Annotated in this window: 25 protein-coding genes; 14 read left to right on the top strand and 11 right to left on the bottom strand. The window is 41.4% G+C overall.

Translation table 11 applies throughout. The annotated features are described in order from the left end of the window. Positions 1-1158 (bottom strand): DUF4934 domain-containing protein, encoded by a 1158-nt coding sequence (locus J3P43_RS16580; RefSeq protein ID WP_255904527.1) that lies wholly within the window; start codon positions 1156-1158, stop codon positions 1-3. 458 nt (positions 1159-1616) lie between these two features. Here J3P43_RS16580 and J3P43_RS16585 point away from each other — a divergent pair, with 458 nt between their 5' ends. Then, positions 1617-2951, top strand: a complete 1335-nt coding sequence (locus J3P43_RS16585) for a glycoside hydrolase family 88/105 protein (protein WP_255904529.1) — start codon at positions 1617-1619, stop codon at positions 2949-2951. Between the two features lie 261 nt (positions 2952-3212). Here the strand turns inward: J3P43_RS16585 and J3P43_RS16590 are convergent, their stop codons facing one another. The 4 genes from J3P43_RS16590 to J3P43_RS16605 form a co-directional block, all read right to left on the bottom strand. Further along, a complete protein-coding gene (locus J3P43_RS16590; protein ID WP_255904531.1) occupies positions 3213-3641 on the bottom strand; it encodes an HIT family protein in 429 nt (142 codons plus the stop codon). 99 nt (positions 3642-3740) lie between these two features. Further along, positions 3741-7127 (bottom strand): DEAD/DEAH box helicase, encoded by a 3387-nt coding sequence (locus J3P43_RS16595; RefSeq protein WP_255904532.1) that lies wholly within the window; start codon positions 7125-7127, stop codon positions 3741-3743. Positions 7128-7311: 184 nt separating this feature from the next. Beyond that, a complete protein-coding gene (locus tag J3P43_RS16600) occupies positions 7312-7923 on the bottom strand; it encodes a DinB family protein (RefSeq protein WP_255904534.1) in 612 nt (203 codons plus the stop codon). A gap of 295 nt (positions 7924-8218) precedes the next feature. Continuing rightward, positions 8219-8611: a response regulator gene (locus tag J3P43_RS16605; protein ID WP_255904536.1), complete on the bottom strand. Its 393-nt coding sequence runs from the start codon at positions 8609-8611 to the stop codon at positions 8219-8221. A gap of 198 nt (positions 8612-8809) precedes the next feature. On the opposite strand from J3P43_RS16605, the gene J3P43_RS16610 reads away from it, so the two are divergent. Beyond that, on the top strand, positions 8810-9211 hold the full coding sequence (locus tag J3P43_RS16610) for a response regulator (protein ID WP_255904538.1): 402 nt from the start codon (positions 8810-8812) through the stop codon (positions 9209-9211). A gap of 34 nt (positions 9212-9245) precedes the next feature. Here the strand turns inward: J3P43_RS16610 and J3P43_RS16615 are convergent, their stop codons facing one another. From J3P43_RS16615 to bamE, 5 genes are all read right to left on the bottom strand, one after another. Further along, the gene (locus tag J3P43_RS16615) at positions 9246-9683 is read right to left on the bottom strand and encodes a DUF983 domain-containing protein (protein ID WP_255904540.1); all 438 of its coding nucleotides are present in this window, start codon (positions 9681-9683) and stop codon (positions 9246-9248) included. After that, positions 9680-10555: an AraC family transcriptional regulator gene (locus J3P43_RS16620; protein ID WP_255904542.1), complete on the bottom strand. Its 876-nt coding sequence runs from the start codon at positions 10553-10555 to the stop codon at positions 9680-9682. Before J3P43_RS16620 ends, J3P43_RS16615 begins: the two co-directional genes overlap by 4 nt. A 280-nt stretch (positions 10556-10835) precedes the next feature. Continuing rightward, a complete protein-coding gene (locus tag J3P43_RS16625) occupies positions 10836-10997 on the bottom strand; it encodes a hypothetical protein (RefSeq protein WP_255904544.1) in 162 nt (53 codons plus the stop codon). 130 nt (positions 10998-11127) lie between these two features. Beyond that, on the bottom strand, positions 11128-12495 hold the full coding sequence (locus J3P43_RS16630) for an NAD-dependent succinate-semialdehyde dehydrogenase (RefSeq protein WP_255904546.1): 1368 nt from the start codon (positions 12493-12495) through the stop codon (positions 11128-11130). An 8-nt stretch (positions 12496-12503) separates the two neighbouring features. Then, positions 12504-12884 (bottom strand): outer membrane protein assembly factor BamE domain-containing protein, encoded by a 381-nt coding sequence (gene bamE, locus J3P43_RS16635; RefSeq protein ID WP_255904548.1) that lies wholly within the window; start codon positions 12882-12884, stop codon positions 12504-12506. Between the two features lie 123 nt (positions 12885-13007). On the opposite strand from bamE, the gene J3P43_RS16640 reads away from it, so the two are divergent. The 6 genes from J3P43_RS16640 to rplT all read left to right on the top strand — a co-directional run bounded on the left by J3P43_RS16640 (position 13008) and on the right by rplT (position 18537). Continuing rightward, positions 13008-14321: an MFS transporter gene (locus J3P43_RS16640; RefSeq protein ID WP_255904550.1), complete on the top strand. Its 1314-nt coding sequence runs from the start codon at positions 13008-13010 to the stop codon at positions 14319-14321. A 123-nt stretch (positions 14322-14444) separates the two neighbouring features. Next, positions 14445-15173: a (Fe-S)-binding protein gene (locus J3P43_RS16645; RefSeq protein WP_255904552.1), complete on the top strand. Its 729-nt coding sequence runs from the start codon at positions 14445-14447 to the stop codon at positions 15171-15173. 112 nt (positions 15174-15285) lie between these two features. Continuing rightward, entirely contained in the window at positions 15286-17211 is a 1926-nt protein-coding gene (gene thrS / locus J3P43_RS16650; RefSeq protein ID WP_255904554.1) for a threonine--tRNA ligase, read from the top strand. Positions 17212-17224: 13 nt separating this feature from the next. After that, positions 17225-17803 carry a translation initiation factor IF-3 gene (infC, locus tag J3P43_RS16655; RefSeq protein ID WP_255904556.1) on the top strand — a complete coding sequence of 193 codons (579 nt, stop codon included), beginning with the start codon at positions 17225-17227 and terminating at the stop codon, positions 17801-17803. 94 nt (positions 17804-17897) lie between these two features. Next, positions 17898-18098 (top strand): 50S ribosomal protein L35, encoded by a 201-nt coding sequence (gene rpmI / locus J3P43_RS16660; RefSeq protein WP_255904558.1) that lies wholly within the window; start codon positions 17898-17900, stop codon positions 18096-18098. Positions 18099-18192: 94 nt separating this feature from the next. Further along, complete coding sequence (gene rplT, locus J3P43_RS16665) at positions 18193-18537, top strand: 50S ribosomal protein L20 (protein WP_255904561.1); 345 nt, start codon at positions 18193-18195, stop codon at positions 18535-18537. A 56-nt stretch (positions 18538-18593) separates the two neighbouring features. Here the strand turns inward: rplT and J3P43_RS16670 are convergent, their stop codons facing one another. Then, positions 18594-19007: a response regulator gene (locus tag J3P43_RS16670; protein WP_255904563.1), complete on the bottom strand. Its 414-nt coding sequence runs from the start codon at positions 19005-19007 to the stop codon at positions 18594-18596. Between the two features lie 242 nt (positions 19008-19249). Between J3P43_RS16670 and J3P43_RS16675 the strand changes: the two genes are divergently transcribed. From J3P43_RS16675 to J3P43_RS16700, 6 genes are all read left to right on the top strand, one after another. Further along, positions 19250-19774, top strand: a complete 525-nt coding sequence (locus J3P43_RS16675; RefSeq protein WP_255904565.1) for a leucine-rich repeat domain-containing protein — start codon at positions 19250-19252, stop codon at positions 19772-19774. A gap of 223 nt (positions 19775-19997) precedes the next feature. Then, a complete protein-coding gene (locus J3P43_RS16680; RefSeq protein ID WP_255904567.1) occupies positions 19998-20678 on the top strand; it encodes a response regulator transcription factor in 681 nt (226 codons plus the stop codon). Positions 20679-20741: 63 nt separating this feature from the next. Then, complete coding sequence (locus tag J3P43_RS16685; RefSeq protein WP_255904569.1) at positions 20742-21758, top strand: LacI family DNA-binding transcriptional regulator; 1017 nt, start codon at positions 20742-20744, stop codon at positions 21756-21758. Positions 21759-21839: 81 nt separating this feature from the next. Then, on the top strand, positions 21840-23510 hold the full coding sequence (locus J3P43_RS16690; RefSeq protein WP_255904571.1) for a sodium/sugar symporter: 1671 nt from the start codon (positions 21840-21842) through the stop codon (positions 23508-23510). A gap of 12 nt (positions 23511-23522) precedes the next feature. Continuing rightward, positions 23523-24512, top strand: coding sequence for an L-glyceraldehyde 3-phosphate reductase (gene mgrA / locus J3P43_RS16695; RefSeq protein ID WP_255904573.1), 990 nt, complete (start codon positions 23523-23525; stop codon positions 24510-24512). A 79-nt stretch (positions 24513-24591) separates the two neighbouring features. Beyond that, a complete protein-coding gene (locus J3P43_RS16700; RefSeq protein ID WP_255904575.1) occupies positions 24592-25062 on the top strand; it encodes a (2Fe-2S)-binding protein in 471 nt (156 codons plus the stop codon). Positions 25063-25065: the final 3 nt, after the last annotated feature.

Below are 25065 nucleotides of genomic sequence, written 5' to 3' on the forward strand. Positions count from 1 at the left end.
TTAATTTTTTTTCGGTTTTAACTGAACTATCACCGGGTTGCTTTTTCTGTTCTGCGTTTTAAAGTATTCATCGAGCAGCGGACTGAATGTTTTTTGCGTATCTCCAAGCTGTTCTTTAAAGCTGAACATGGCCAGCGAAGAATAACTGGTATAGAGATAATCATCCTTTAAAAGAAGGAAACCCCGGTTAACGAAATCATAATAGTGACCGGCATCGTTTACAGGCAGAAAATGGGATAAGCTATCGGGTTGCAGATCCTGAAGGGAAGTCATTTCCGTAGTCTTTAAATTATAAATGATAGCTTTCTTCACCTCAGAGGGTGAGGCAAAACAACTCATTTGCATATACAGGTTGTTGTGTATTTGATAGGCGAAACTAATGCGATAGAATACATTGGGATTAGATCTGAAAAATTCGCCCCGCTTTTTAACGTATATAGGATTGGTGTTAAAGTCTTGTGGTAACGTGTTGCTCGCCGGCAGAATGATGCGGTAAGCGAGTGACAGCTTTGACGGAGTAACTTTGTACAGATTAAAGCCATGGAGGTTCACAAAGAACATTTCGCCAGGAATGCCGTAACTGAAAAATTTGGCCCCATCCCAGAATTCATCCTTTTTGTACCGGTCTATATCGAAAGGAAAATAAGGTAAGGTATCCGTTTTTGTCAGTATTGCGAACTCGTAGTGAGTGCTGTCGTTTCCCAGTTTCCGGACATATCCAGGCCTTACCTTTGCGTCGCTGCCAGGCAGTATCATATCTCGGGTATAAGCATCTTTCGACAGTATTTTGGCCACTCGTTTTCCGTCCAGATTAAAACAGTGCAGGTGTTTGTTTGAATTTATAGCAATAATGCTGTCCTCCTGATGAGGACGTATTTCAAAACCATAAAACTGGGTTTTTCCTTTTTCTTCGGTATCGCCTTCGTTAATCATGCGGCCATCGATTTTCGCTCTGAATTTGCCCGTGCTAGAAAAGATGAGCACGGCACGTGTGTCGTAGTCGAAAATTATATAGTGGCCTTTTAAGGTTTTCAGCTGACTAATGTTACCGAAAAGACTCTCTTTCGTGGTTTCGAGGGGAATGAAATTAACGTTTTCAAATACCTGAGAAACGGAGGCGCCACGTGCATCCTGCAGATTTAATCTAAGGGTAAGCATGTTGCTGCTGTCAATTTTTGCTGGCTGGCATAATGCTGCCAATGCAAAATTTATTAGAAACGCAGAAAAAAACAGGGGTTTGTGCCTGAGTACAGACGAACAATGAGAGAAAAACATGTAATTGGAAATAGGTTATGATTATAGGTTTGTATGTATGAAAATGAGTTAATCATCCTCCACTAATCTCACACAGTACGAATGTAGAGATTTTATTTCTGATTTATAAGGGTTTTATTTCCGACGATGTATGTAAGCCACTTTTTATCAACCCTCTGCGAAGCCGTCTGAACCTGACACCCTAAACCTGGCTGAAGCGGATACTCTGAAGAAGTCCCCAGGGGACCGGCCTTTGCACTTAAGGCTTTGTGGCGTATGAGTAAAACATAGCCACAACGACGGACGTCTATTTTCAACAAGAATCCATATCCCTCGCGAAAAAATCTTATTTTGCCCAGACCATGAGACAGTATTTTTTTATCATCGCCTGCAGTTTTGCGGCCTGTACAACACCTTTAAAGAAGTTAGAAAGTCAGCAGTCGCCATATTCGCAAAAAATGGTTGAAACGCGTGCTATGAAGAGTTTTTATACTAACCGGAGTGAACAAGAGCTGGCCAAAGCGCATTGGGATTATGTCCCGGGTTTAGTGGCAATCAGCGTTTTGAAGGCTTGGGAGCAATATCCTGCTAAGGAAGAGTATTATCGCCTGGTGAAGGCTTACGCCGATTATTGTTTGCAAGGCGGAGACACCGTAAGCGTGGGTAAAAGCAATATAGACGACCTGGCTGCAGGAAAGATCTTTTTTACGTTGTACAACACCGAGTTGAAAAAAGGTAATACCGCCGATGCTAGGCGATATAAGAATTGCGCCGATTTTTTGCGAAACAAGCTTAAGTATAATCACAGCCGCATCGACCGGTCAAAACCAGGGGCCGGAGGGTTTTTTCATAAAGCCCAATACCCTAACCAAATGTGGCTTGACGGGTTGTATATGGGGCCTGCCCTGTACGCACAATGGCAGTACAATTTTGGCCAGGAAAAAGGGATTGAAGACAACCGTCAATCCTGGGATGATATCGCTTTGCAATTTAAAACTATCCACCAGTATACTTACGATTCACAGAAGCAGCTAAACTACCATGCCTGGAGTGCTGACCCGGCAGATGAGAATTCGTTTTGGGCTAAAAAAGGAGGTCCGTTCAAAGGCACTTCGCCCGAATTTTGGGGCCGCGGAATGGGTTGGTATTTTGCTGCGTTAGTAGATGTGATCGAACTGATGCCTAAAGATCATCCGGATTATAAAATTTTAACCGGAAATCTTAATCAGGTTGCCGCCGGCCTTGCCCGTTATCAGGATAATAGTGGATCCTGGTATCAGCTTTTGCAATACGATAGCTCTAAGAAAGCTGACGGTAAAGGCGACGAGATTGCAGGAGAGGTTCATAATAAATGTGATAAAAGTAACTACCTTGAATCATCGGCATCGTCGATGTTTACCTATGCCTATTTAAAGGGTATTCGTTTAGGCGTACTGAATGAAAAAACCTTTCTTCCGGTTGCGGAAAAAGCTTACCGAGGTTTGCTAAATAACTTTATTCGCGAAGAACAGAACGGGCAGCTTAGTATTATCCAATCGTGTGCTTCGGCTGGACTTGGTCCTGCGAAGGATAGATCCAGAACAGGCACAGTGAATTATTATCTCTGTGGGAAGGATGTTACCGTTACACAAAATGAGGGGAAAGCCATCGGTCCTTTTATTTTGGCGAGTTTAGAGTACGAGCGACGGACAAAATGATTAAGATCAGAAATGAGCGATAACCACCCCTTAATCCCCTTCCCGAATGCGTTCGGCACAGGCTCTTAAAAAAGGAGGAGAGGATAGCGCTTTAGCTGGTGTGCGATAAATGAGTATATCGCGGATTACGCGTTTTGCCAGCTGCCCTTTTTTCAAGGGGGAGCTGGCCGCAGGACTTAGGGTTTAATACGTGTAAACTGCCCATGCCCGGTTCTCGCCGATACCGTGCATACAGAAACGATTTTAGCGTTCAATAAAACACTAGAGATTTCCCTTAATCTTATTTATCACCTCAGCATATTCTGCCTCCGATAAATAAATCTTTTCATCCGGTTGCATATCAAATGTACTTCCCCATTTGGGTGCATTTTCGTGTTTAGGAACGATATGAAAATGTACGTGAGGCATTTTGTCGCCGTATGCGCCGTAATTTATTTTGCCCGGATTAAAAGCCTTGCTAACTGCTTTTGCAACTTTGGCGATGTCTTTCGTGAAAAGAACTAATTCATCCTCGGAAAGTTCAAAGATTTCGTTCTTGTGCTCTTTTTTGTAGGCCAGTACACATCTGCCTTTGTAGGTCTGCTCTTTGAAAAGGTAAAGTATGGAAGCATCAAGCTCGCAAATTTCAATCATCAGATCGGTAAGTCTTTGATCTTTAGCGCAATACATGCAGGGATTATCAGTAGTCATAATATTATTTTATGTTATAAGTTTTTTTCAAGATGCATGTTTTAAATGAATTTACAGAGCAGTTGGAGGCGTAAATTGAAAACAGCCGATAAAGCCTTCTTAAGCCAGCGGAGTGTTCAGCAATTTCAATAAGCCATCTTTTGTAAAGGACTTTGCTATCGTTGTGTCGGTATTAATCAGTTCATTAAACAAATCCTTTTTCTCTTCCTGCATTTGCATGATCTTTTCTTCTATAGTGTCAGTACAAATCAGGCGCACTGCTACCACATTTTTCTTTTGCCCAATACGATAGATCCGGTCTATGGCCTGGTTCTCTACTGCCGGGTTCCACCACGGGTCAACGAGGTAAACGTAATCTGCCTGGGTTAAATTTAATCCGGTTCCACCAGCTTTTAAACTGATTAAAAACACCCGGCGGTCAGGTTCTTCCTGAAATTCTTTCACCACTTTGTTACGGTCTTTTGTATTTCCGCTGAGGTAAGAAAAGGGGATATCTCTTTCTGTCAACTCCTTTCGGATGAGGTCGAGCATAGAAACGAACTGCGAGAAAATAAGGATTTTATGTTCTGAAGTTTTGCTTAATACTTGTTCCATCAGGACTTCAATCTTCGCCGATTCCCGTTCATGAATCTCATCATCATGAAGCAGGAGAGGGGAGTTGCAGATCTGTCGCAACCGTGTGAGGCCTTTTAACACATGGATAGAACTCCGCGGAATTTCTTCATTAGTTTTACTGCAAATAAACTCCCTGAATTCTTTTTCAAAAGCATCGTAAACTTTTCGTTGTTGCATGCCCATTTCGCAGTAAATCACCATCTCGGTCTTTTCCGGAAGTTCTTTTAGCACCTGGCTTTTCGTTCTCCGCAGAATGAATGGCTGGATCTTACGTTGTAGTTCTTTCGCCCGTTTGCTATCGCCGAACTGATCTATCGGATCCAGAAAGATCTCTTTAAAGTATTGTTTGCTGCCTAGCAGGCCAGGACTGGCAAAACTTAATTGCCCATACAGATCGAAGGTATTGTTTTCAATGGGCGTCCCGGTGATTACGATCCGGTTGCGCGACTTTAGTAAACACGCCGCCTTATACCGCTGAGAGTCTGGATTTTTTATATTTTGAGATTCGTCGAGGAAAACATAGTTGAACCCGTAATTTTTCAAGAAGCGAACATCGGAAAGCAAGGTGCCGTAGGAGGTGATGATTAGCTCGTAATTGTTAAACGTTTTGTGTTCCGATAACCTGCTGGCGCCATAAAGGATATGCACCTTTAGATCCGGGGCGAATTTCTCGATCTCGGCCTGCCAGTTGAAAATGAGCGAAGTTGGCACAACAAGCAAATTGGTGTTATGCTCTCGCTTGTGTCTGAGAAGTAAAATAAAAGCGATGACTTGCAGGGTTTTACCGAGACCCATATCATCAGCCAGACAACCTCCAAAATTAAAGTCGTCTAAAAAATTCAGCCAGTTAAGTCCGTGTTTTTGATATTCGCGCAGTTGTGCTTTAAGTTCGTTGGGTACGGTTACTTCTTCAATCGAACGGAAATCAGCCAGTTTTTCGTTCAGGAATTGCAGTTCTTCTTTTACTTGTCCGTCTATCATCTCCTCTTCAAAAAGCTGAGAAATAACGCTGAAATTACTTTTTGGGATTTTCAGACTATCGTCTTCCAGATCGCCGGTGCTAAAATAGTCGCCGAATTTTTGAATCCATTCCAGTGGCAGAATGCCCAAGGTGCCATCATCAAGGGCCACATATTTGCTTTTATTGCGAATGGCTTTGTCGATTTTTTTTAATGATGCTTTCTTCTTCCCGAAACGCACGTCAATCTCTGCATTGAACCAGTCAATCCCACTCAATATTCTAACACTTATCCTGGCTGGATTAGGATTTAGTTTATTCTCTTTCAGTTTATTAAACCCCAGAATTTTGATGCCCTGCGTCCTCCAATCCTCAAAAGCGTTAAGAAACCAGTCTTCGTTCAAAAAATGTTTTTTATGAAGGTAAAAATAGGGAAGGGCATCCTCTGACTGCTCTCTGAAATATGAATGCTGGCGAATGATCTGGGCTGTAAAAGCAATTTCCGCCTCGTAATTGCGGCTCACGCTAAACGTTCTTTTAATGCCCTGGGGGTAAATTTGTTTTTTACTTAGAACCGAGATCTCAGAATCGCCGTATTTCATTACCGGATCAAGTTCTACGTAGGGATCAGAATCTTTAAGATAAATAATTCGCTCCGGCGGCGTATCAAGCTTGTTTTCGCGGAGCTGTTCGGCTGTAGCCGGAGGCAGATATTCATATCTTATCTCGGTATCGTTTTCAAGCTTCGACAGAAAGCTTTGTCTGAATTCCTCATATTTGCTATGGTGAATAAGCAGCTTGTTATTATGTTTTTTAAAGAACTCAACTACCTTCAAAATCCGTAAGTTTCCCGATAGGTGGTAGGATCCATTTATTTCAAGGAAGTAGTCATATTTAATGTTTACCTGATCAAGGGGCGGTTTAATATGCTCCAAATCGATAAGAGCGCTGACCTCATAAAACGGATCGCTTTTTTTTACTGATAGCTCGGCATTATGAACCATCTGACCCAATGGAAAAGGTACAATAGCACTGGCGACTATATTTTCTGATATCTCAACCTGGTGATGATAGAATTTAAGCCCAAGCGGATTCTTCAGTATGGCCTTTAACCCTTCAATAGTGCTAGCAGACATCTCTGCCTGATTTTTATTTTGAAACTGCTCAATTCCAAAATAGAATTTTGACACTTCTGAATTTTCAGCCGACCAAATCTTTTCAGCAGCGTTTACCTGGTTTATCGGATTTTTAGGTTTTCCGTTTTGCGTACTCGCCGCTTCAAACAATCCAACAAGCAAATGCCGGTAATATTTGTGCAGTTTAAATACCACAAATTGTTCTTTTTCTGTGCCTGGCGGACTTACCGGTAGGCCTGGCGCGGAAGTAATCACCGTATCAATCTTAACTGCCTGATCAGTTGAAACAGGAAAAATACTTGGCGAAACAGGTTTAATCCGGATGTTTTTATCCGCGTATGCTATATCGAAGTATTGCTCAATATTCGTTTCATGCTGAAGTCCGTAGGGTTCTGAGAATTTCTTTAACTGGGCGGTTCTTAGTTCGCTATCAAAGAAAATACGCAATTCTCTGCGCTTGATGATATTGTAAAGGGCTTGCGCCTGATGGCAGCATAGTTTGTTTTGTACGGTATGACAGGGACATGAAAATAAAAAGGTGTTGCCTTGCCGGATTACCCAGGTTAAAGAGCTTTGAGCATCGTGGCTGAAGTTTGAAAAAAGCGCCGAATTGATCTCTATACTTTCGGGATGCAGTTTCAAAAAATCCCGATCATCCGGACGGAAATGTTCGGCACTATGGTGCTGTATGAACACCTCATTTACCGCTTCGATATCAACCCTGGAAATAGAATAATTATAGTTGCCTGAATGTTCTTGAAGCGAGCCCGGATACATTTATTCAAATATGCGGTTGCTGGCCGACATTAAGTAATAATTTTTGAAATTAGATTATTAATACACCAGAGAAACGAGGTACGGTTTTCGGTCTGAAAAAAAACTCAGGCAAGAATCATGCTCTTGCCTGAGTTTTTTGGATTTTCATCCAACTAAGTGCTAACCTGCGAATATGCAGCGTTTGCTATTTTCCTTTCTTAGGAAAATTTGGGTGATTCATTATTTCTTCAATCTGATCGGCATGACGTTTAGAATGACTCGCCATCAGAAGAATGGTTTGATAGGCGTCTAATTTGCCGAAAGGAAAGTCGTTATAGTGATTTCTTAAATCATCCGTAGTAGTTTTAATATACCCGATATTGCTCGCCCTTTTTGCTTTGAACTCATTAAGCGCCGCTTCATAAGTCCCAAATTTGCCGGAAGGCTTAAGCGATTCCGAAGTGTTTACTTTTGAGCTTCTATCTGAAATTTTACTGACAAGAACTTCGTCGCTCATAATCAGATCTTTTCGTTTAGAAGGATCAGCAGGTTCTTTAAGTGCGGCCTGTGAAAAACCAAATAAGTTGTTTTCTGCTATGGCCAGGTGCTCTACACATTCTGCCACAGACCAGCTGTTTGTATCAGGTTTAAAGTTTAGTTGCTCCGCGCTAAGTCCGCTTACTTTTTTAACAAGGTTTTCCTGTGTTTGCTGTAAAAGATCGGAAGCAAACTTACGCTCGGCGTCTGTTAAGGCAGCGTTGTTAAAACTCATCGTTATAAAGGCAATGGCGACGAGTAGGGATGTTTTTGATTTCATGATGTTAGATTTTATGCCACAATATAGGAAACTCAGTTTAAGGTAAAGTTATTTTTTGGTTGTTAATTTGAACTGTCAGGGTCACAGGACTTCCGGCATTTTAACAACAGTTATCTCAAACTATCAGGCAAAGTTACAGTCCCGGTTAATTGAATTGCGGTGGTAAATGGACATTTTTAGGTGCTGATTTGGACAAATAATTGCCTTGCTTATCCGAAGCTTGTCTGCCGTGAATCTTTGCTGAAAATTGCGAAGCCCACGTGGAATAGTTATGATTTGAATACTAAAAATAACGTTAAAGGCTTTCTTCGGGCGAACGGGAAACGATCTGCGATCCTAAGTAGTAGTCGACGGTATCCAGCAAATCTTCAATGGCAAATGGTTTTAACAGAATATCGGTTGCTCCGTAATCATCTATCGCAGAATCAATCCTTGGATCAGAAGATATTATAATAACCGGTATATCGAGGGTTTTCGGATTTGAACCCAGAGCACGGCACAACTCCAGGCCGTTTACTCCATCCATGTTAATGTCCATAAATATCAATGCAGGCCTGCACTGGCCAATCGTTTGAAAAAGGCCTGCAGGGTCAGGTAAGCATACTGTGTTATAACCCTCACCGTCCAAAATAATCTTAAATGTGTCCAGGATGTCCTGATCATCATCAACGCATAGGATTGTTTTCATACGCAGAATGTCTTCACTGTAGTAACATTAACTAAATGTTAATGTTTGCGGCGTTTTGTTTGTAGTAATTTAGAATGACGACTGTCGTTTCTAAGTTTGTAGCGTGTGTATAAATAATGTATCAAACAACCCGGTAACCTTCAGGCATTCATCTCGTATAAACCGTTCCTAAATAATAACCTAAACTACCAGGCAAATATGACTATCGCTGTAATTGATGATGACGCTCTGGACAGGCAGATCTGTTCGACACTTATAAAATTAACATCTAAAAACGTTCAGGTTATCGAGTTCTCTAACGGTCAGGCTGCTCTGAGACATTATTTTGAGAATGCGGAACAAGCGGACAATATACCAGATATCGTTATCGTGGATATCAAAATGCCATTAATGAATGGCTGGGAATATCTGGAGGCTTATGAAATAATGGAGCCAAGGTTAGCTAAAAAACCAGTTCACTATATCTGCACTTCTTCTATCGACCCGAAAGACCTGAATTGTCGCGAAGATATCGTTAAGGCGATTTTTTCAAAACCTTTCGACAAAGAGTATGCTCAATTGATGATTGAGGAAAACTCGCTGAAAAGCGCCGGGTCGTAATATTTGCCCTTAATTAATCTTGACGACCTTTGTTTTACACTTTAACCGGCTCATATGAGGGCTTGCTCATTTCTACGCTAAAATGCAAACCGGGTGTTAACCAATAAAGCAGAATAATTCTCGAGTACCGATAGTTGAACGGCGCGAGAAGGATCACGACTGGAAGCAACACCGCCATATACAGTGCCGGATTTTCCATATTGCCTGTAATTAGCCAGGTAGATACGGCAGCAGCGATCATTTCGGCCACGTTCATTGCATAACTGATGAACATGGCTACATAAAAGTAGCCAGGCTCTCTTTCAAATTTTGTATTGCAATGGGGGCAATTTACGTTCATTTTCTGCAGCCTGAAGCCATACATTGAGGTAGTAAACATATTGCCTTTTCGGCACCGTGGACATTTTCCTGCCAGCGCCGAAGAGAATTCCGATGGTATAATGTGCTTTCTATTTAATTCTAAACCTTTCATAAACCTGGTTTTAATATTTGTCTTCTAAATTCTTCCGGTGTGCTCCCGGTGTGTTTCTTGAAAAACTTGCTGAAATAGGAGTTGTCACTGAAATTTAACAGGCAAGAGATGGAAGCGATCGGCAACTCGAGATTTACCAGCAAACGTTTGGCTTCCAAAACAATTCGTTTGCGAATTAATTCTCCAGCCGAAATACCTAACATTTGCGAACACAGAGCATTTAAGTGGTTAGGTGTTACAAACAAAAGCTCTGCATATTCTTTGGGTAACTTTAATTTGGTAAAATTTTGCTCAATTAACTTTTGGAAGTTGCGCAAAAGAGTAATGTTGTACGATGGGGCATTTTCTGTGTTCTGATTGTTAATGTCGGCGACTACAAAGAACAGTTGAAGAATCAGTAACCGCAATCTGTCTGCCTGTCTTGGCGAGATATTTAAATTAATGGTCAGCATTTCTTCAAACAGCGATTTGATTTTTGCCTGAAATTCCTCAGGAACTTCGATTACCGCGTCCCTGGTTGAACCGCTAAAAAATGGAAACTCGTCAACGTAATCCGGACGGAGCAAAAACGACTGGAAAAAAGTAGTTGAGAAATTTATCACATAGCCATCCACGGCGCCATCAAATTGCCAGTTGTGAATTTGCCCGGGAACCATAAAATATATCTGGTTAGGCTTTACCGCGAACCGGTCAAAATCAATGGTATGGTTACCGTTGCCCCGAACGAAGAATACAATGTGATAAAATGAATGTCCATGGGGCGTTTTTAACTGATGATGAACTTGGAGATAAGGCGCAAATCTGGATACTAAAACCTCCTGATGTCTGGGTTCAGAAAAACCGGATAGATCAAAAACATGCAAGTCTTTCATAATCCAAAGGTACGGCTCTCTTACAAACTTTAATGGTGCGTATTATGGGGATAATGGTACTTTTTACTGATTCCGGAAAGTAGTCTTATTTGTTTAGAAGCCGGAGGCTCTCCGGAAGGTAATCTTTATAAACTCAAGAGAGATAATTTCAAAAAGTATCTGGAAGCTGTTTAATCGCTATGCAACTAGAAGAGATCTTTGGGGGGAAGGGATGTGTTAAGGCCAGCAAGACCAGTGTTAATCGATTGAGCAGAGATTCGGGTCTTTTACCTGAAGTATTTTAGTCAGGCGGGGGAAGTATGGTAGCAGGGGGACTGTCGTCTTCTTCTTTCTCATTATTCAGTGGTGAATCGTCAATAAGCGAACCTTTTTCAATTTTCGGGTCATCATTATCGTTTAATGGTGAATCATCTATCAAGGATTCTTCAGGATCTATAAGCATGTTTTCCTTTTTTATTAAGACAAGAAAAAAGTGCTGTGGTTTTAAAAATAACTTCGTTAATTTAATTGCCACGAAGGCACGACGATGCGTTCAGCTCTATGCCTTAGCGTCTTTGCAGCTAATTCTTTATTCAGCCAACCCAAACCGTTTTAATATTCACAAATTCTTTTATCCCGTAAACCCCTAACTCCCGGCCATACCCCGATTCTTTGATTCCACCGAAAGGCAGCCTTGGATCTGATTTGACAGATTCATTCACAAAGCACGAGCCTGCCTCCAATCGTGTTGCCGCAATCTGCTCCGCTTTCGCGATATCTCTGCTAAATACTGCAGCTCCCAGTCCAAAAATCGAATCGTTAGCAATATTAACGGCTTCATCCTCATCCTGAGCAGTTATAATCGCTGCAACCGGCCCGAAAATCTCTTCATCATAAGCCGGCATTCCTTTTTTGACATTGCTTAATATAGTAGGGGGGTAAAGCGCATGGTTTCCTTGCGGGATCTCTCCCCCCAGAATACAGGTTGCGCCGAGTTCAATACTTTTAATAACCTGCTGATGTAATTCGTCGCGGAGATCGAAGCGCGCCTGAGGGCCTACATCAGTTTTTTCATCCAGGGGATCGCCGAGGACTTTCGATTCCATCTTCTTTTTAAAAAGGGCAGTGAACTCCTCTTCCACATGTTTTAACACAATAAATCGCTTGGCAGCGATGCAGCTCTGGCCACTATTAATCAGGCGGCTGTCGACGCAAACTTCAGCCGCATGTTCCAAATCCGCATCGGCCAGAATTATATAAGCATCGCTTCCACCGAGTTCAAGCACTGATTTTTTTAAAACGGATGCGGCTTTTTCTGCTACTTTTTTCCCGGCCGTAGTGCTTCCTGTCAAGGTAACAGCTTTAATTAGTGGATTCTCAATAATTCCTTCTACAGCATTACTGCTCACCAAAAGTGTTTGAAATACATATTCAGGGAATCCGGACTCTCTAATTATATTTTCTATTGCAAGGGCACAGCCGAAAACATTCGAAGCATGTTTCAACACGCCGCAGTTTCCGGCCATCAATGCCGGTGCCAGGAATCGGAACAACTGCCAAAACGGAAAATTCCAGGGCATTACGGCCAGGATTACACCCAGCGGCTGAAACCTGATGTAGCTTTTAGAGGCCTCCGTATCAATAATTTCGTCTTTTAGAAAGCTCTCGGAATTTTCTGCGTAATACTCACAGCAAACAGCACATTTTTCAATTTCGGCAAGACCCGCTTTGAAGGGCTTACCCATTTCGGCCGCCATAAGGCGGGCAAGAATAGGCGCCTGAGTTCTTAAAATAGAAGCAGTTTTGTAAAGATAACGCCCTCGTTCTGAGAAAGATACTTCCTTCCACGTTGACCAGGATTTATAGGTTTGACGGATTTTTTCAGCGACTCTCTCCGGGGTGTCAGCAGAGTAGCTTTGAATCAGCTTTCCATTATAGGGGTTTACAGACTGAATTTGCATCCCCAAACTTATTCACCTACTGTCGAATCTCCATCTACTTTGTCGTGAATTTTATCGCCGGCTTTTTCAAGCTTATCTCCAATCTTCCCGAGACCTTTTTTAACCTTCGTTCCAGTCGTATCCATCCAGGCTTCCATCGAGTCAACACGCGCCCGTGCCGAAGTCATAATTGCGTAGACAGTATCTTTTCTAAACACTACGGTCCGGTTTGAATCGGGATAATCCCAAATTTCAGTTTCGTTCACCACATTTTTTTTCACTGGTTCACCCACAATGCTGGTTACTTCAGTTTTAGTCATACCTATTTCGACAGTGGCAAGATCTTTGGAAGGCCGGCCGCAACTGCTCAGGATCATAGCAGTTATCAGAGTTACAAATAGCGTTTTCATGAGCTGATGATTTATGGCACTAACAATAGTTTTTATTCATTTGTTTCCTGAAAGACTCTTTAGATTATCATTTAATTAAGTGATTGTCATTAAACAAAACTTATCACTATTTTCGACAACCTTATGCAATCGAAAGACAACAAAAGCACAATCAGGGCATGGGCCATGTTCGATTGGGCAAACTCAGCTTACAATCTGGTAATTACTTCTACCATATTTCCGGCTTATTATACAGCGATCACTACTACTAAAGAACAGGGAGACAAAGTGGATTTCTTTGGTTTTACCTTCGTTAATACAGCTTTAGCCAACTATTCGCTTTCCGTTTCCTACCTTATAATGGCCATTCTACTGCCTGTTTTATCTGGTGTGGCAGATGCCCGAGGGAATAAGAAATTTTTCATGAAAGTGTTCACCTGGATCGGGTCGCTGGCCTGTATGGCACTTTATTTCTTCGAGTCCGACACCCTGGAACTTGGCGTAATATGCTCGGCTGTTGCTGCAGCAGGATATATAGGCGGGGTAATGTTTAGTAATTCGTATTTGCCTCAGATTGCTTCGGTCGGTCGCCAGGATAAGGTGAGCGCACAAGGTTTCTCTTACGGATATGTTGGAAGCGTTTTGCTGCAAATTATCTGCTTTGTCTTTGTTTTAAAACCTGAGCTTTTCGGTATAACTGATGCTTCCTTTCCCGCCCGCCTTTCCTTTCTCCTGGTAGGTTTATGGTGGATAGGCTTTGCGCAGATTCCGTTTCGAAAACTGCCTGATGGTACACCGGCCCTTGCTAAATCAACTTTAAATGTGGTTGCAAGTGGCTATAGCGAGTTGGCAAAGGTGTGGCGACAGCTAAAAGAGTTAAAGGTTCTTAAGCGATTTTTATCTGCATTCTTTCTGTATTCTGTTGGGGTACAAACTATTATGCTCGTAGCCACAGCTTTTGGTGCAAAGGTTTTGCAGATGGAGACCAGTGAGCTCATTCAAATAATACTGATTATTCAGTTAGTAGCTATTGCCGGAGCTTATTTTATGTCGGGTCTGGCAAAACGAATCGGCAATATCCCGGTGCTGATGTTGGTAGTGCTTATTTGGGTAGGCGTGTGTGTTGCAGCTTATTTTATAGAAACCAAGGGTCAGTTTTTTGCCCTGGCGGGATTGGTAGGTATCATCATGGGAGGAATACAATCCTTATCCCGATCCACATATTCTAAACTCTTGCCGGCTAACACTCCTGATACCGCATCTTTCTTTAGTTTTTATGACGTGACAGAGAAGATTGCCATCGTGATCGGCCTTGCAACGTTTGCATTTATTGAAGAGCACTCGAATATTCGGAACTCGGCTTTGGGGCTTACATTGTTTTTTATTGCAGGCTTTATTGCTCTTTTTGTGGTTTTGAAAACAAAGCCCTCAACCTATGAGGTTTCGAAAACCTCATAGGTTGGGGTAACATTTTCTGAAATGGTTACAACCAAACGCAGGAGATAAATTAAATGCGATTTCAAGGGTAATTTGCTAAAACTTCTGCTTTTTAGCTTTAACCTTTTACCTTTGGCCTCGGATATGACTGTTGAACTTTTTATTCCCTGCTTTATCGATCAACTTTTTCCTGAAACTGCTTTCAATACCGTTAAAGTATTGGAAAAAGCAGGCTGTAAGGTAACTTACAATCCACAACAGACTTGTTGCGGACAGCCGGCCTTCAATGCTGGTTTTTGGGATGAAGCCAAAGCAGTAGGAAGCAAATTTCTGAGCGATTTTTCTGAAAGTAATTATATCGTTTCACCCTCTGCCTCCTGCACAGGAATGGTGAAAAATTATTATAACGATTTGTTCACCAATACGGCGGTTCACAATAAATGCCGCAATATCCAAAGTAATATTCATGAGCTTTCAGATTTCCTGGTCAATGTTTTAAAGAAAGATTATTTCGGTGCAGAACTTGAAGGAAGGGCGGTTTATCACGATTCCTGCGCCGGACTAAGAGAATGTAAAATCAAAGCCGAACCACGTGCTTTATTGGATAAAGTACACGGACTGGAACTGGTTGAATTGAAAGACAACGACACCTGCTGCGGATTCGGAGGTACTTTTGCGGTTAAGTTCGATGGAATATCAAGCGCTATGGCTCAACAGAAAGTTGATAACGCACTTGCAGTGGATGCAGAATACATTATCTCTACCGATTCGTCTTGTTTATTGCATTTACAAGGGTATATCGACAAAAATAACCTTCCGATAAAAACTATGCATATTGCCGATGTACTCACACAGGGATGGGGGAATGTTTAAATTCCATAGTTAAGTTCAGCTATTAAATTCTATTTTTGCCTCCCAGATCACATCGTAGGTGATTTCAATAAAATATTTCTAACCCGCCGCAAGGCAAAAATCATGTTTGTAAATGATTAATATAACACTGCCTGATGGTTCGTCGAGGCAATATGAAAAAGGAACCAATTCATATCAAATAGCCCTTTCAATCTCTGAGGGCCTTGCCAGGAATGTTTTAGCAGCCGAAGTAAATGGCGAGATTTGGGATGCAAGTCGGCCCATTGAAACAGATGCCAGTGTAAAACTTCTTACCTGGAATGATAGCACCGGTAAATCAACATTCTGGCATTCATCCGCCCACCTTATGGCCGAAGCATTAGAGGCCTTATATCCGGGAACAAAATTCGGCATAGGTCCTGCAATAGAGACCGGTTTTTATTATGATGTTGATTTTGGCGAGCGCGAGTTTTCTTCAGACGATTTTAAACAAATAGAAGATAAGATTTTAGAACTCGCTAAAGCGAAATCCGAATATGTGAGAAAACCTGTCGGCAAAGCCGATGCTGAGAAATACTTTACCGAAAAAGGCGACGAGTATAAGCTTGATCTGATTAAAGATTTGCCAGACGGATCAATTACATTTTATACACAAGGCAATTTTACGGATCTGTGTCGCGGTCCTCATATCCCCAATACGGGCTTTATCAAAGCTGTGAAGCTTACTAATGTTGCCGGTGCATACTGGCGCGGCGACGAAAGTCGCAAGCAGCTAACCCGTATTTACGGAGTAACTTTTCCAAAGCAAAGTGAGTTGGCCGAGTATCTCAAGATGATCGAAGAGGCCAAAAAACGCGACCACCGGAAGCTTGGACGTGAGCTCGAACTGTTTACCTTTTCTGAAAAAGTTGGAATGGGACTGCCTTTGTGGTTGCCTAAAGGCACCGCTTTGCGCGAGAAATTAGTCAACTTCCTGCAGCGGGCACAGGTTAAAGCCGGCTACGAACAGGTGATCACGCCGCATATCGGCCATAAAAATTTATACATCACCTCGGGGCACTATGAGAAATATGGCGCTGACTCTTTTCAGCCCATAAAAACGCCTCAGGAAGGGGAGGAGTTCTTCTTAAAACCAATGAACTGCCCTCATCATTGTGAAATTTATAAGACAAAACCACGTTCTTACAAAGATTTACCAGTAAGATACGCTGAATTTGGTACGGTTTACCGTTATGAGCAAAGTGGCGAATTGCACGGCTTAACCCGGGTACGGGGATTTACGCAGGATGATGCACACTTGTTCTGTCGTCCTGATCAGGTAAAAGATGAGTTCAAAAAGGTGATCGATCTGGTATTGTATGTTTTCAATGCTTTGGGATTCACGGATTACACGGCACAGGTTTCCCTTCGCGACCCGGAGAACAAAACGAAGTACATTGGTTCGGATGAAAACTGGCAATTAGCCGAATCTGCAATTATAGAAGCTGCTGATGAAAAAGGCTTGCGTACAGTTGTGGAGTTAGGTGAAGCAGCGTTTTATGGCCCCAAGCTGGACTTTATGGTAAAAGACGCTTTGGGCAGAAAGTGGCAGTTAGGAACCATCCAGGTGGATTACAACCTTCCAGAGCGTTTCGAGTTAGAATACACAGGAAGCGACAACGCGAAACACAGGCCGGTGATGATACACCGGGCGCCTTTCGGTTCGTTAGAGCGATTTGTAGCAGTGCTGATAGAACATTGTGCAGGAAACTTCCCGTTATGGCTAACACCCGAACAATTTATCATTCTTCCTATCTCTGAAAAGTATGAAGAATATGCAAAAAAAGTTTTAGAATCGTTGAATAATTCCGATATTCGCGGCTTGATTGACTTGCGTGACGAGAAGATTGGCAGGAAGATTAGAGATGCTGAAGTCAAGAAAATCCCCTATATGCTTATCATAGGTGAAAAAGAAATGGCAGACGGATTGGTTTCAGTTCGCCGGCACGGAGAAGGAGATATTGGTAGCATGGGCGCAGAAGAATTTAGAAATCAGTTAATTACAGAAATAACCGTTTAAAGAAAATTTTAATTTGGCATTAGGAAGACCGGGTTTTAACAAAGGGCCCCGCGGCCCCAGACCTCCCTTTAAGAAGAAAGAGGCAGAGCATAGAATTAACGAACTAATCACAGCTCAGCAGATACGCCTTGTTGGAGATAATGTTGAACAGGGTGTAATGTCCTTGAGAGATGCTTTGGCAATTGCCGAAGAGCAGGAACTGGATTTAGTAGAAATTTCTCCGAATGCAGTTCCGCCGGTTTGTAAAGTTGTTGATTACAACAAGTTTATCTATGAGCAAAAGAAAAAGCTCAAAGAGATAAAATCAAATGCCAAGCAAACGGTGATTAAGGAGATCCGTTTCGGGCCCAATACTAACGAGCACGATTTTCAATTTAAACTGAAGCATGCTATCAGTTTCCTTGAAAATGGTGAGAAAGTTAGAGCCTATGTACATTTTAAAGGTAGAGCCATTGTTTATAAAGAGCAGGGCGAAATTCTGCTTCTTAAGTTTGCACAGGCTTTAGAAGACGTGGGAAAAGTAGAACAACTACCTAAGTTAGAGGGTAAGAGGATGTTTTTGGTAGTAGCGCCTAAGGCGGGAAAAAAATAGGTTAATGTGCAAATTATTGAATATGCAGATGTGCAGATTTGTAAGGTGCCAAAATCGTAAATCGTAATTCAATAAATCGTAAATACATAGGATCATGCCAAAAATGAAAACCAATTCCAGTGCAAAAAAGCGTTTTAAGCTTACTGGAACAGGTAAAATCAAAAGAAACAATGCCTACATGAGTCACATCTTAACCAAGATGTCTACTAAGCGTAAGCGTAACCTAAGCCATTCAAGTCTGGTTTCAGATGCGGATATGGGTAACGTAAAGCGTATGCTTTGCATTGGTAAGTAAGTATTAATTAAGTTTTAACCAGGCTTCCGGTCCCGATAGCTATCGGGATAAGTTCGCAAAATGAGGCGACGCCGCCAGTCAAAAATCAAACAAAATGCCACGTTCGGTTAACGCAGTTGCGTCAAGAAGAAGAAGAAAAAAGATCTTAAAATTAGCCAGAGGCTATTACGGATCAAGAAGCAAAGTTTATACTATTGCTAAAAACACGGTTGAAAAGGGTTTGCAATATGCTTACCGCGACCGTAAAGCTAAAAAGAGAGAATTCAGAGCATTGTGGATTCAGCGTATTAACGCAGGTGCACGTCACCATGGGTTATCTTACTCTCAATTTATGGGTAAATTAACCAAAAGCGGAATCGGATTGAATCGTAAAGTTCTTGCTGATTTGGCAATGAACGAACCCGCTGCCTTCAAAGCAATAGTTGAAGCGGTAAAATAAATCGTATTTAACGAAAAAATAAAAAGGGGCTCAAATCGGGCCCCTTTTTTATTGCTTTATTTTTTCTTTAATGTGATGTATCCTGACTCGAGGATATCCTCCAGAGCATCCTGAGTAAAAGGCTTAGAATAAAAACCTTTGACAGATTCATACATGGCTATGCGCTCGCGGTCGCGCGGGTCAACAGAAGAAGTTAATATAATGATGGAAACCTTTTTAGCAAAATACTGCTTGAAAATTTCAAAAATATCTAAAAAGTCCCAGCCGGATATCTCTGGCATGTCTAAGTCCAGAAGGATAAGGTCGGGTAAAAGCGTGTAGTTTTTGTGATGTTTTATAAGGAAACTCAATACCGCCTGAGCATGGCTGTATGCTTTATACTTTAAAGGAATATCTATTCTTTTAATCATTAGCTCGATGATCTTATGCTGTATATGGTCATCATCAACTAACATTAAACTTATGCTCATAAGATAGTATAAAAGTGTTGGGAAGCGTTTTTATACCGTAAAATACGAATTATGTTACAATAAATCGGTTTTTCAAATAAAAAATTAACGAAGATCGATTGAATTTTAATGCAGTTTGGTTTTATAAATACCTGAAACCGGGTATTGCTTAATTGATCGAATAGCTTCATTTTAGAGCCTGTCTGCAATGGATTTCTCCCTTAGGCAGGCGTATTTATTTCGAAGCCAGCCGAACCTCAACTATGGATATAGGATTTAATAAGTTTGCTTCCGAATGGTGGAAAAAGTTTTTTGACTTTCAGGGAGCAAAGACTCAGATGAAAATCTCAGAGCATTTAAAACATGTTAATTTAAAGATGTCTGCGGTGGGCGACAAAGAAATAAGGTTGCTAAGTAGCAATGTTAAAACCATAGAAACCCTGGATCTTGAAGGAACTGAAGTAAGTAATACGAGTATCCTGTATTTAACCAAATTACAATCCTTAAAAGAACTTCGCTTAACAAACTGTCGCCAAATTGACGATGGCTGCCTGCCTTTTTTAAACCAACTGTTCTCCCTCGAGTATCTTTATTTAGGGGGTACTGCAATCACTCACAAAGGTATACAGGGATGCGATAATTTGCAGAATCTTAAATCCATAAATATCTCAGTCAAAGATACTGAAAACTCTAACCCCGGTTTGATTGCATTGCAGCACACCTTTCCTAACTGTAAACTTGTTGTTAATGACGTGTACTATAGATTCGATAGGTTAAAAGTCATTTAAATAACGTAGTTTTCTCTTCAGAATGAATGTTTTCTTTTGTGTATACAATGGAAGATGCCTCAAGTATGCCTCAAATTCGTCAAATTTGTTGCTGTGGCATCGGATTGGTCCGTTAGCTCGCAGATGTTTCGACTTCGTAGCAAGCTTTCGACGAATTAAAATGGCGACTCGGCTTTTGAGATCCCACCCTTTTCAGGACTTATAAATATTCAAGAATATCTCAATGGATTTATCGGATGATGTATTGTATATAAATGAAAAAATAAAGGATATAACCCGATTGGCGGATAGCCTCCCAGGGGTAACCATTATACATGATATTAGAGATTTTAGGGTGGTTTGGATGAGCAAAATCGGACTTGAGCAGATAGGTGCTACGCTCGAAGAGGTCTGCAGTATGACCAATGAGCAATATCACGCCCGTTTTTTTAACGAAGACGACTCGAAAGATTATGTGCCAAAGCTAATCCGGCTGCTTACAGAAAATGATATGGAAAGTACCTGTACTTATTTTCAGCAAGTGCGGTTTAAGGAAAATGACGACTGGTTGTGGCATATTACCAGTACGCGAATCTTTGCTCAGGACGATAAAGGAGAGCCCTTGTTGACCATTTCGACATCATCTTCGATCAATGATATGCATAAAATGACTTCAAAGGCGGAACGCATTTTGTCTGAAAATAACTTTCTGAAAAAGAATTATCTGGCTTTTGCCAAGCTGGGGTCGCGCGAAAAGGAAGTTTTGAAGTTCATGGCTCTCGGTAAATCTACCAACGAGATAGCCGAGCAGCTTTTTATTTCACCTGCTACGGTAGATACGCATAGAAAGAATATCCGACAAAAGCTGAACGTTACGAACAGTTATGATCTCACAGTTTTTGCTCAGGCGTTTGACCTTATATAATCATCCGGAATCAGTTGTTTATTCGAAAAATAGTTTTTATGTTCGTAAACGATTACGACGCAGATGAAAAGGGTCACTATAAACGATATTGCCAGGGAGTTAAATATCACCGCAGCAACGGTTTCCCGCGCTCTGAGTGATCATCCGGAGATCAGCTCAGGGACAAAGAAAATTGTCAAAGAAACAGCTTTAAGACTTGATTACAGTCCGAATAAGGTTGCATCGTCATTGCGATCCGGTAAAACAAATATTATAGGGGTGATCATTCCGACGGCTGAACACATTTTTTTTGGTTCCGTAATCCATGGGATTTCAAATGCTGCAAGCAAGAACGGATATGAGGTGCTGATATATCAATCGAATGAATCAGAACAATTCGAGAAGAAAGGGATTGACGCATTTATAAATGCGCGAGTTGATGGAATTCTGGCTTCGATTGCTAAAGACACTAAAGATTTTTCTCATTTCAGCTATGTCAAAGAAAAGAATATTCCGATTGCTTTTTTCGACCGCTTTAATGATAATTTAGGCATTTCTTCAGTATGCATAGACGATTACAGAGGTGCATTCTTAGCCGTTGAAACTTTAGTGAACGAAGGGTATAATCGAATTGCTTACATTTCAGGTCCTTTACATATAAAAACGTTTTCTGAGAGAGTACGAGGATATAAAGACGCACTTGAGCATTACAATCTAGATTCTGACCCTGAACTTATTTATCCTGGCGATATAAGTATCGAGTCTGGAAGGAAAGCAATTAAGAAGTTTTTCAAATTAGACAATAAGCCTGATGCCGTATGTGCGGTGGAAGATTTTACAGCGCTCGGGGCACTTAAGGAGTTGAAGGAGATGGGTGTCAATGTTCCGGAAGAGTTTGGTGTAATAGGTTTTTGTAATGATCTGTTTGGGGAACATATTTCACCCTCCTTATCCACTGTCGATCAACAAACGGTGGCGATGGGGGAGGAAGCTTTCGACCTCATAAATAAATTAATTAATAATGAACCAGCGAACCAGCGAGTGCACAAAAAAGTACTCGAACCATTAATAATAATAAGAGAGTCTTCTAAAAGAACTTAAATGTTTTTTTGTCTCGTTACGTAAACGATTACGTATTTAAGAATTAACTAATAGAATGATGTTTCCAGCTAAACTGACCTTATGAAATATCTGTCCTTAACAGATTATCTTGTTTTTTTAATCTACTTTCTGATAATAACAATTTACGGCTGGTGGATTTATCGGCGGAAAAAAAACCACAGTCAGGACTCAAAGGAATACTTTCTTGCAGAAGGATCACTAACCTGGTGGGCGATAGGAGCATCACTCATAGCCTCTAACATTTCTGCAGAACAATTTATTGGAATGAGTGGCTCCGGATTCAAAATGGGCCTGGCCATTGCGAGTTATGAGTGGATAGCCGCGGCTACTTTAATTGTAGTGGCTGTTTTCTTTATTCCGGTGTATCTGAAAAATAAAATTTACACCATGCCGCAGTTTCTTAACCAAAGATACAACGGAACTGTGAGTATGATTATGGCCGTATTTTGGTTGTTATTATATGTATTGGTAAACCTCACTTCCATTCTTTATCTCGGAGCTGTTGCTATCAATAGTATTTCTGGTATTGATCTTAGTTATTGCATGTATGCACTGGCGTTTTTTGCAATTATTATTACCCTTGGGGGAATGAAAGTTATCGGTTATACCGACGTAATACAGGTGTTTTTCCTGATTCTTGGAGGCTTGGTTACAACATATCTGGCTCTTGACCTCGTTTCTGAACATTTGGGATCTGATGGAATCCTGGAAAGTCTATACCTACTTCAAGAGAGAGCTCCCGAACATTTTCACATGATTTTATCTCAGGACAATCCTAATTATCTGGATTTACCAGGGATTTCTGTATTGGTGGGTGGAATGTGGATTTCTAATTTAAGCTACTGGGGTTGTAACCAGTACATCACTCAAAGGGCCTTAGGTGCCGATCTGAAAACAGCCAGAAGCGGTCTTTTATTCGCTGCCTTTTTGAAGATACTAATGCCTGTAATAGTCGTTTTGCCTGGTATCGCCGCTTTTGTTTTGTACAAGGAAGGCGCTTTTCAGCAGGCCATGTTACAAGATGGAGAATTAAACCCCGACAGGGCCTATCCGGTATTGTTAAATCTTTTACCCTCAGGATTGAAAGGAATTTCATTTGCTGCGTTGACGGCTGCCGTTGTTGCTTCTCTTGCCGGCAAAGCAAATAGCATAGCCACCATTTTTACGCTTGATATTTATAAAAAACAAATTGCTACATCTGCCAATGAAAAAACTATGGTATTGGTTGGACGCACAACAGTTGTTATAGCCATGTTAATTGCAGTGGTAATAGCTCCAATGCTCGGAATAGATAAAAAAGGAGGATTTCAATACATCCAGGAATATACGGGGTTTGTCTCTCCGGGAATTTTCGCCATGTTTCTTCTTGGTTTTTTCTGGAAAGGAACCACCTCCGGGGCCGCTATGTTTGCCACTATTGGAGGATTTGTACTTTCTATTATCCTGAAAGTTCTTCCCACAATCGCAGACCTTTCCTTTTTATCAGAGATCGGCTTTGCCCAACAGAATGCTGAAGGTGTGTTCGAAATTCCCTTTCTTGATCGAATGCTGATAGTTTTTCTGCTTTGTATCATTTGTATGGTTATCATAAGCAAAATTCAGCAAGCGGCGGGCAATAAGCCAAAAGGACTTGAAATCGAAAAAGAGATGTTCAAGCTTTCTCCTGCATTTACAGTAGGAGCACTTTTTATAACAGGAATATTAACAGCACTTTATACATTATACTGGTAAATTATAATACAAATGACTTATATCGCAGCAGCAAATCGTTACGAAGGAATGGAATACCGCAGATGCGGAAATTCAGGGCTGAAATTATCGGCGTTTTCGCTGGGTTTATGGCACAATTTCGGCCACGTAAATAATTTTGAAAATGCTCGTAATCTTTTAAAAACAGCCTTCGACCATGGGATCACTCACTTTGATCTGGCAAACAATTACGGCCCCCCTTACGGTTCTGCCGAGGCTAATTTTGGTAAAATACTGGATCTGGATTTCCGACCTTATAGAGATGAACTGATTATTTCCAGCAAAGCAGGCTATGATATGTGGGAGGGGCCTTATGGAAACTGGGGATCAAAGAAATACCTTGTGGCCAGTCTTGATCAAAGCCTAAAACGGATGAATCTGGACTATGTGGACATCTTTTATCATCATCGTCCGGATCCGGAAACTCCTTTAGAAGAAACAATGTCGGCGCTTGACCTGATCGTTCGTCAGGGAAAGGCTCTATATGTAGGCCTTTCAAATTATCGTCCGGCGGAAGCAGCGAAAGCTTTTAAAATACTGAAAGAGTTAGGGACGCCCTGCCTTATCCATCAGCCAAAATATTCCATGTTTGAACGGTGGGTGGAAGATGGGTTACTTGATTTACTAGGGCAGGAGGGAGTAGGCTGCATTCCCTTTTCACCACTTGCTCAGGGGCTGCTTACCGACAAATACCTTGGGGGGATACCGGAAGATTCGAGAGTAGCTACGAGCGGCAAATTTCTCAACGAAAGTCACATTACCCCCGAGAAAATTGAAAGGGTTACCAAACTGAACGCATTGGCGAAGCAAAGAGGACAAAAACTGGCGCACATGGCATTGTCATGGCTCCTTAAAGATAAAAGAGTTACATCGGTATTGATCGGTTCGAGCAAACCCGAACAAATTGTAGATTCTATAAAAGCTTTGCAGAATACTGATTTTAGTGTAGAAGAAATAGGTATGATAAATAACATCTTAAAATAAAAACCTTTCGTTTCTACCCCCTATACAGAAGGGAATGGAAGACCTGTTGTAAGCTGGCGGGTAAAAATCAGAGAATTTTATGGCAAAATATACGCTTATAGTAAATGGCATTGAACAAGGAGTAGACGTTGACCCGGCAATGCCTCTGCTCTGGATACTGCGAGACGAGCTGAATCTCACAGGAACGAAGTACAGTTGTGGTGTTGGCGTTTGCGGTGCCTGTACTGTTTTGGTTGATGGTCAGGCTTTTCGCTCCTGTCAGTTAACTGCTGCATTTGCGTCAGGTAAAAAAATAACAACCATCGAGGGCTTATCTGACGAGGTAACTCATCCAGTTCAACAGGCATGGGAGGAGTTGAACGTTCCGCAATGCGGGTATTGCCAATCTGGACAAATGCTTGCGGCGGCGGCCTTATTATCAAAAAATCCCAAACCTCAGGATAGTATCATCGATCAGGTTATGTCTCAGAATATATGCCGCTGTGGAACCCATTATCGAATCAAAAAAGCAATACATCGGGCTTCAGAAATTGCTGCAAAGAAAGGTTAAGTG

It is taken from the genome of Paradesertivirga mongoliensis, from assembly GCF_024436395.1.
Classification (GTDB): Bacteria; Bacteroidota; Bacteroidia; order Sphingobacteriales; family Sphingobacteriaceae; genus Paradesertivirga; species Paradesertivirga mongoliensis.

Bases quoted from the DNA above. Each gene is read 5' to 3' on its own strand.
- J3P43_RS16580 (WP_255904527.1), bottom strand. From the start codon at position 1,158: ATGCTTACCCTTAGATTAAATCTGCAGGATGCACGTGGCGCCTCCGTT.
- J3P43_RS16585 (WP_255904529.1), top strand. From the start codon at position 1,617: ATGAGACAGTATTTTTTTATCATCGCCTGCAGTTTTGCGGCCTGTACA.
- J3P43_RS16590 (WP_255904531.1), bottom strand. From the start codon at position 3,641: ATGACTACTGATAATCCCTGCATGTATTGCGCTAAAGATCAAAGACTT.
- J3P43_RS16595 (WP_255904532.1), bottom strand. From the start codon at position 7,127: ATGTATCCGGGCTCGCTTCAAGAACATTCAGGCAACTATAATTATTCT.
- J3P43_RS16600 (WP_255904534.1), bottom strand. From the start codon at position 7,923: ATGAAATCAAAAACATCCCTACTCGTCGCCATTGCCTTTATAACGATG.
- J3P43_RS16605 (WP_255904536.1), bottom strand. From the start codon at position 8,611: ATGAAAACAATCCTATGCGTTGATGATGATCAGGACATCCTGGACACA.
- J3P43_RS16610 (WP_255904538.1), top strand. From the start codon at position 8,810: ATGACTATCGCTGTAATTGATGATGACGCTCTGGACAGGCAGATCTGT.
- J3P43_RS16615 (WP_255904540.1), bottom strand. From the start codon at position 9,683: ATGAAAGGTTTAGAATTAAATAGAAAGCACATTATACCATCGGAATTC.
- J3P43_RS16620 (WP_255904542.1), bottom strand. From the start codon at position 10,555: ATGAAAGACTTGCATGTTTTTGATCTATCCGGTTTTTCTGAACCCAGA.
- J3P43_RS16625 (WP_255904544.1), bottom strand. From the start codon at position 10,997: ATGCTTATAGATCCTGAAGAATCCTTGATAGATGATTCACCATTAAAC.
- J3P43_RS16630 (WP_255904546.1), bottom strand. From the start codon at position 12,495: ATGCAAATTCAGTCTGTAAACCCCTATAATGGAAAGCTGATTCAAAGC.
- bamE (WP_255904548.1), bottom strand. From the start codon at position 12,884: ATGAAAACGCTATTTGTAACTCTGATAACTGCTATGATCCTGAGCAGT.
- J3P43_RS16640 (WP_255904550.1), top strand. From the start codon at position 13,008: ATGCAATCGAAAGACAACAAAAGCACAATCAGGGCATGGGCCATGTTC.
- J3P43_RS16645 (WP_255904552.1), top strand. From the start codon at position 14,445: ATGACTGTTGAACTTTTTATTCCCTGCTTTATCGATCAACTTTTTCCT.
- thrS (WP_255904554.1), top strand. From the start codon at position 15,286: ATGATTAATATAACACTGCCTGATGGTTCGTCGAGGCAATATGAAAAA.
- rpmI (WP_255904558.1), top strand. From the start codon at position 17,898: ATGCCAAAAATGAAAACCAATTCCAGTGCAAAAAAGCGTTTTAAGCTT.
- rplT (WP_255904561.1), top strand. From the start codon at position 18,193: ATGCCACGTTCGGTTAACGCAGTTGCGTCAAGAAGAAGAAGAAAAAAG.
- J3P43_RS16670 (WP_255904563.1), bottom strand. From the start codon at position 19,007: ATGAGCATAAGTTTAATGTTAGTTGATGATGACCATATACAGCATAAG.
- J3P43_RS16675 (WP_255904565.1), top strand. From the start codon at position 19,250: ATGGATATAGGATTTAATAAGTTTGCTTCCGAATGGTGGAAAAAGTTT.
- J3P43_RS16680 (WP_255904567.1), top strand. From the start codon at position 19,998: ATGGATTTATCGGATGATGTATTGTATATAAATGAAAAAATAAAGGAT.
- J3P43_RS16685 (WP_255904569.1), top strand. From the start codon at position 20,742: ATGAAAAGGGTCACTATAAACGATATTGCCAGGGAGTTAAATATCACC.
- J3P43_RS16690 (WP_255904571.1), top strand. From the start codon at position 21,840: ATGAAATATCTGTCCTTAACAGATTATCTTGTTTTTTTAATCTACTTT.
- mgrA (WP_255904573.1), top strand. From the start codon at position 23,523: ATGACTTATATCGCAGCAGCAAATCGTTACGAAGGAATGGAATACCGC.
- J3P43_RS16700 (WP_255904575.1), top strand. From the start codon at position 24,592: ATGGCAAAATATACGCTTATAGTAAATGGCATTGAACAAGGAGTAGAC.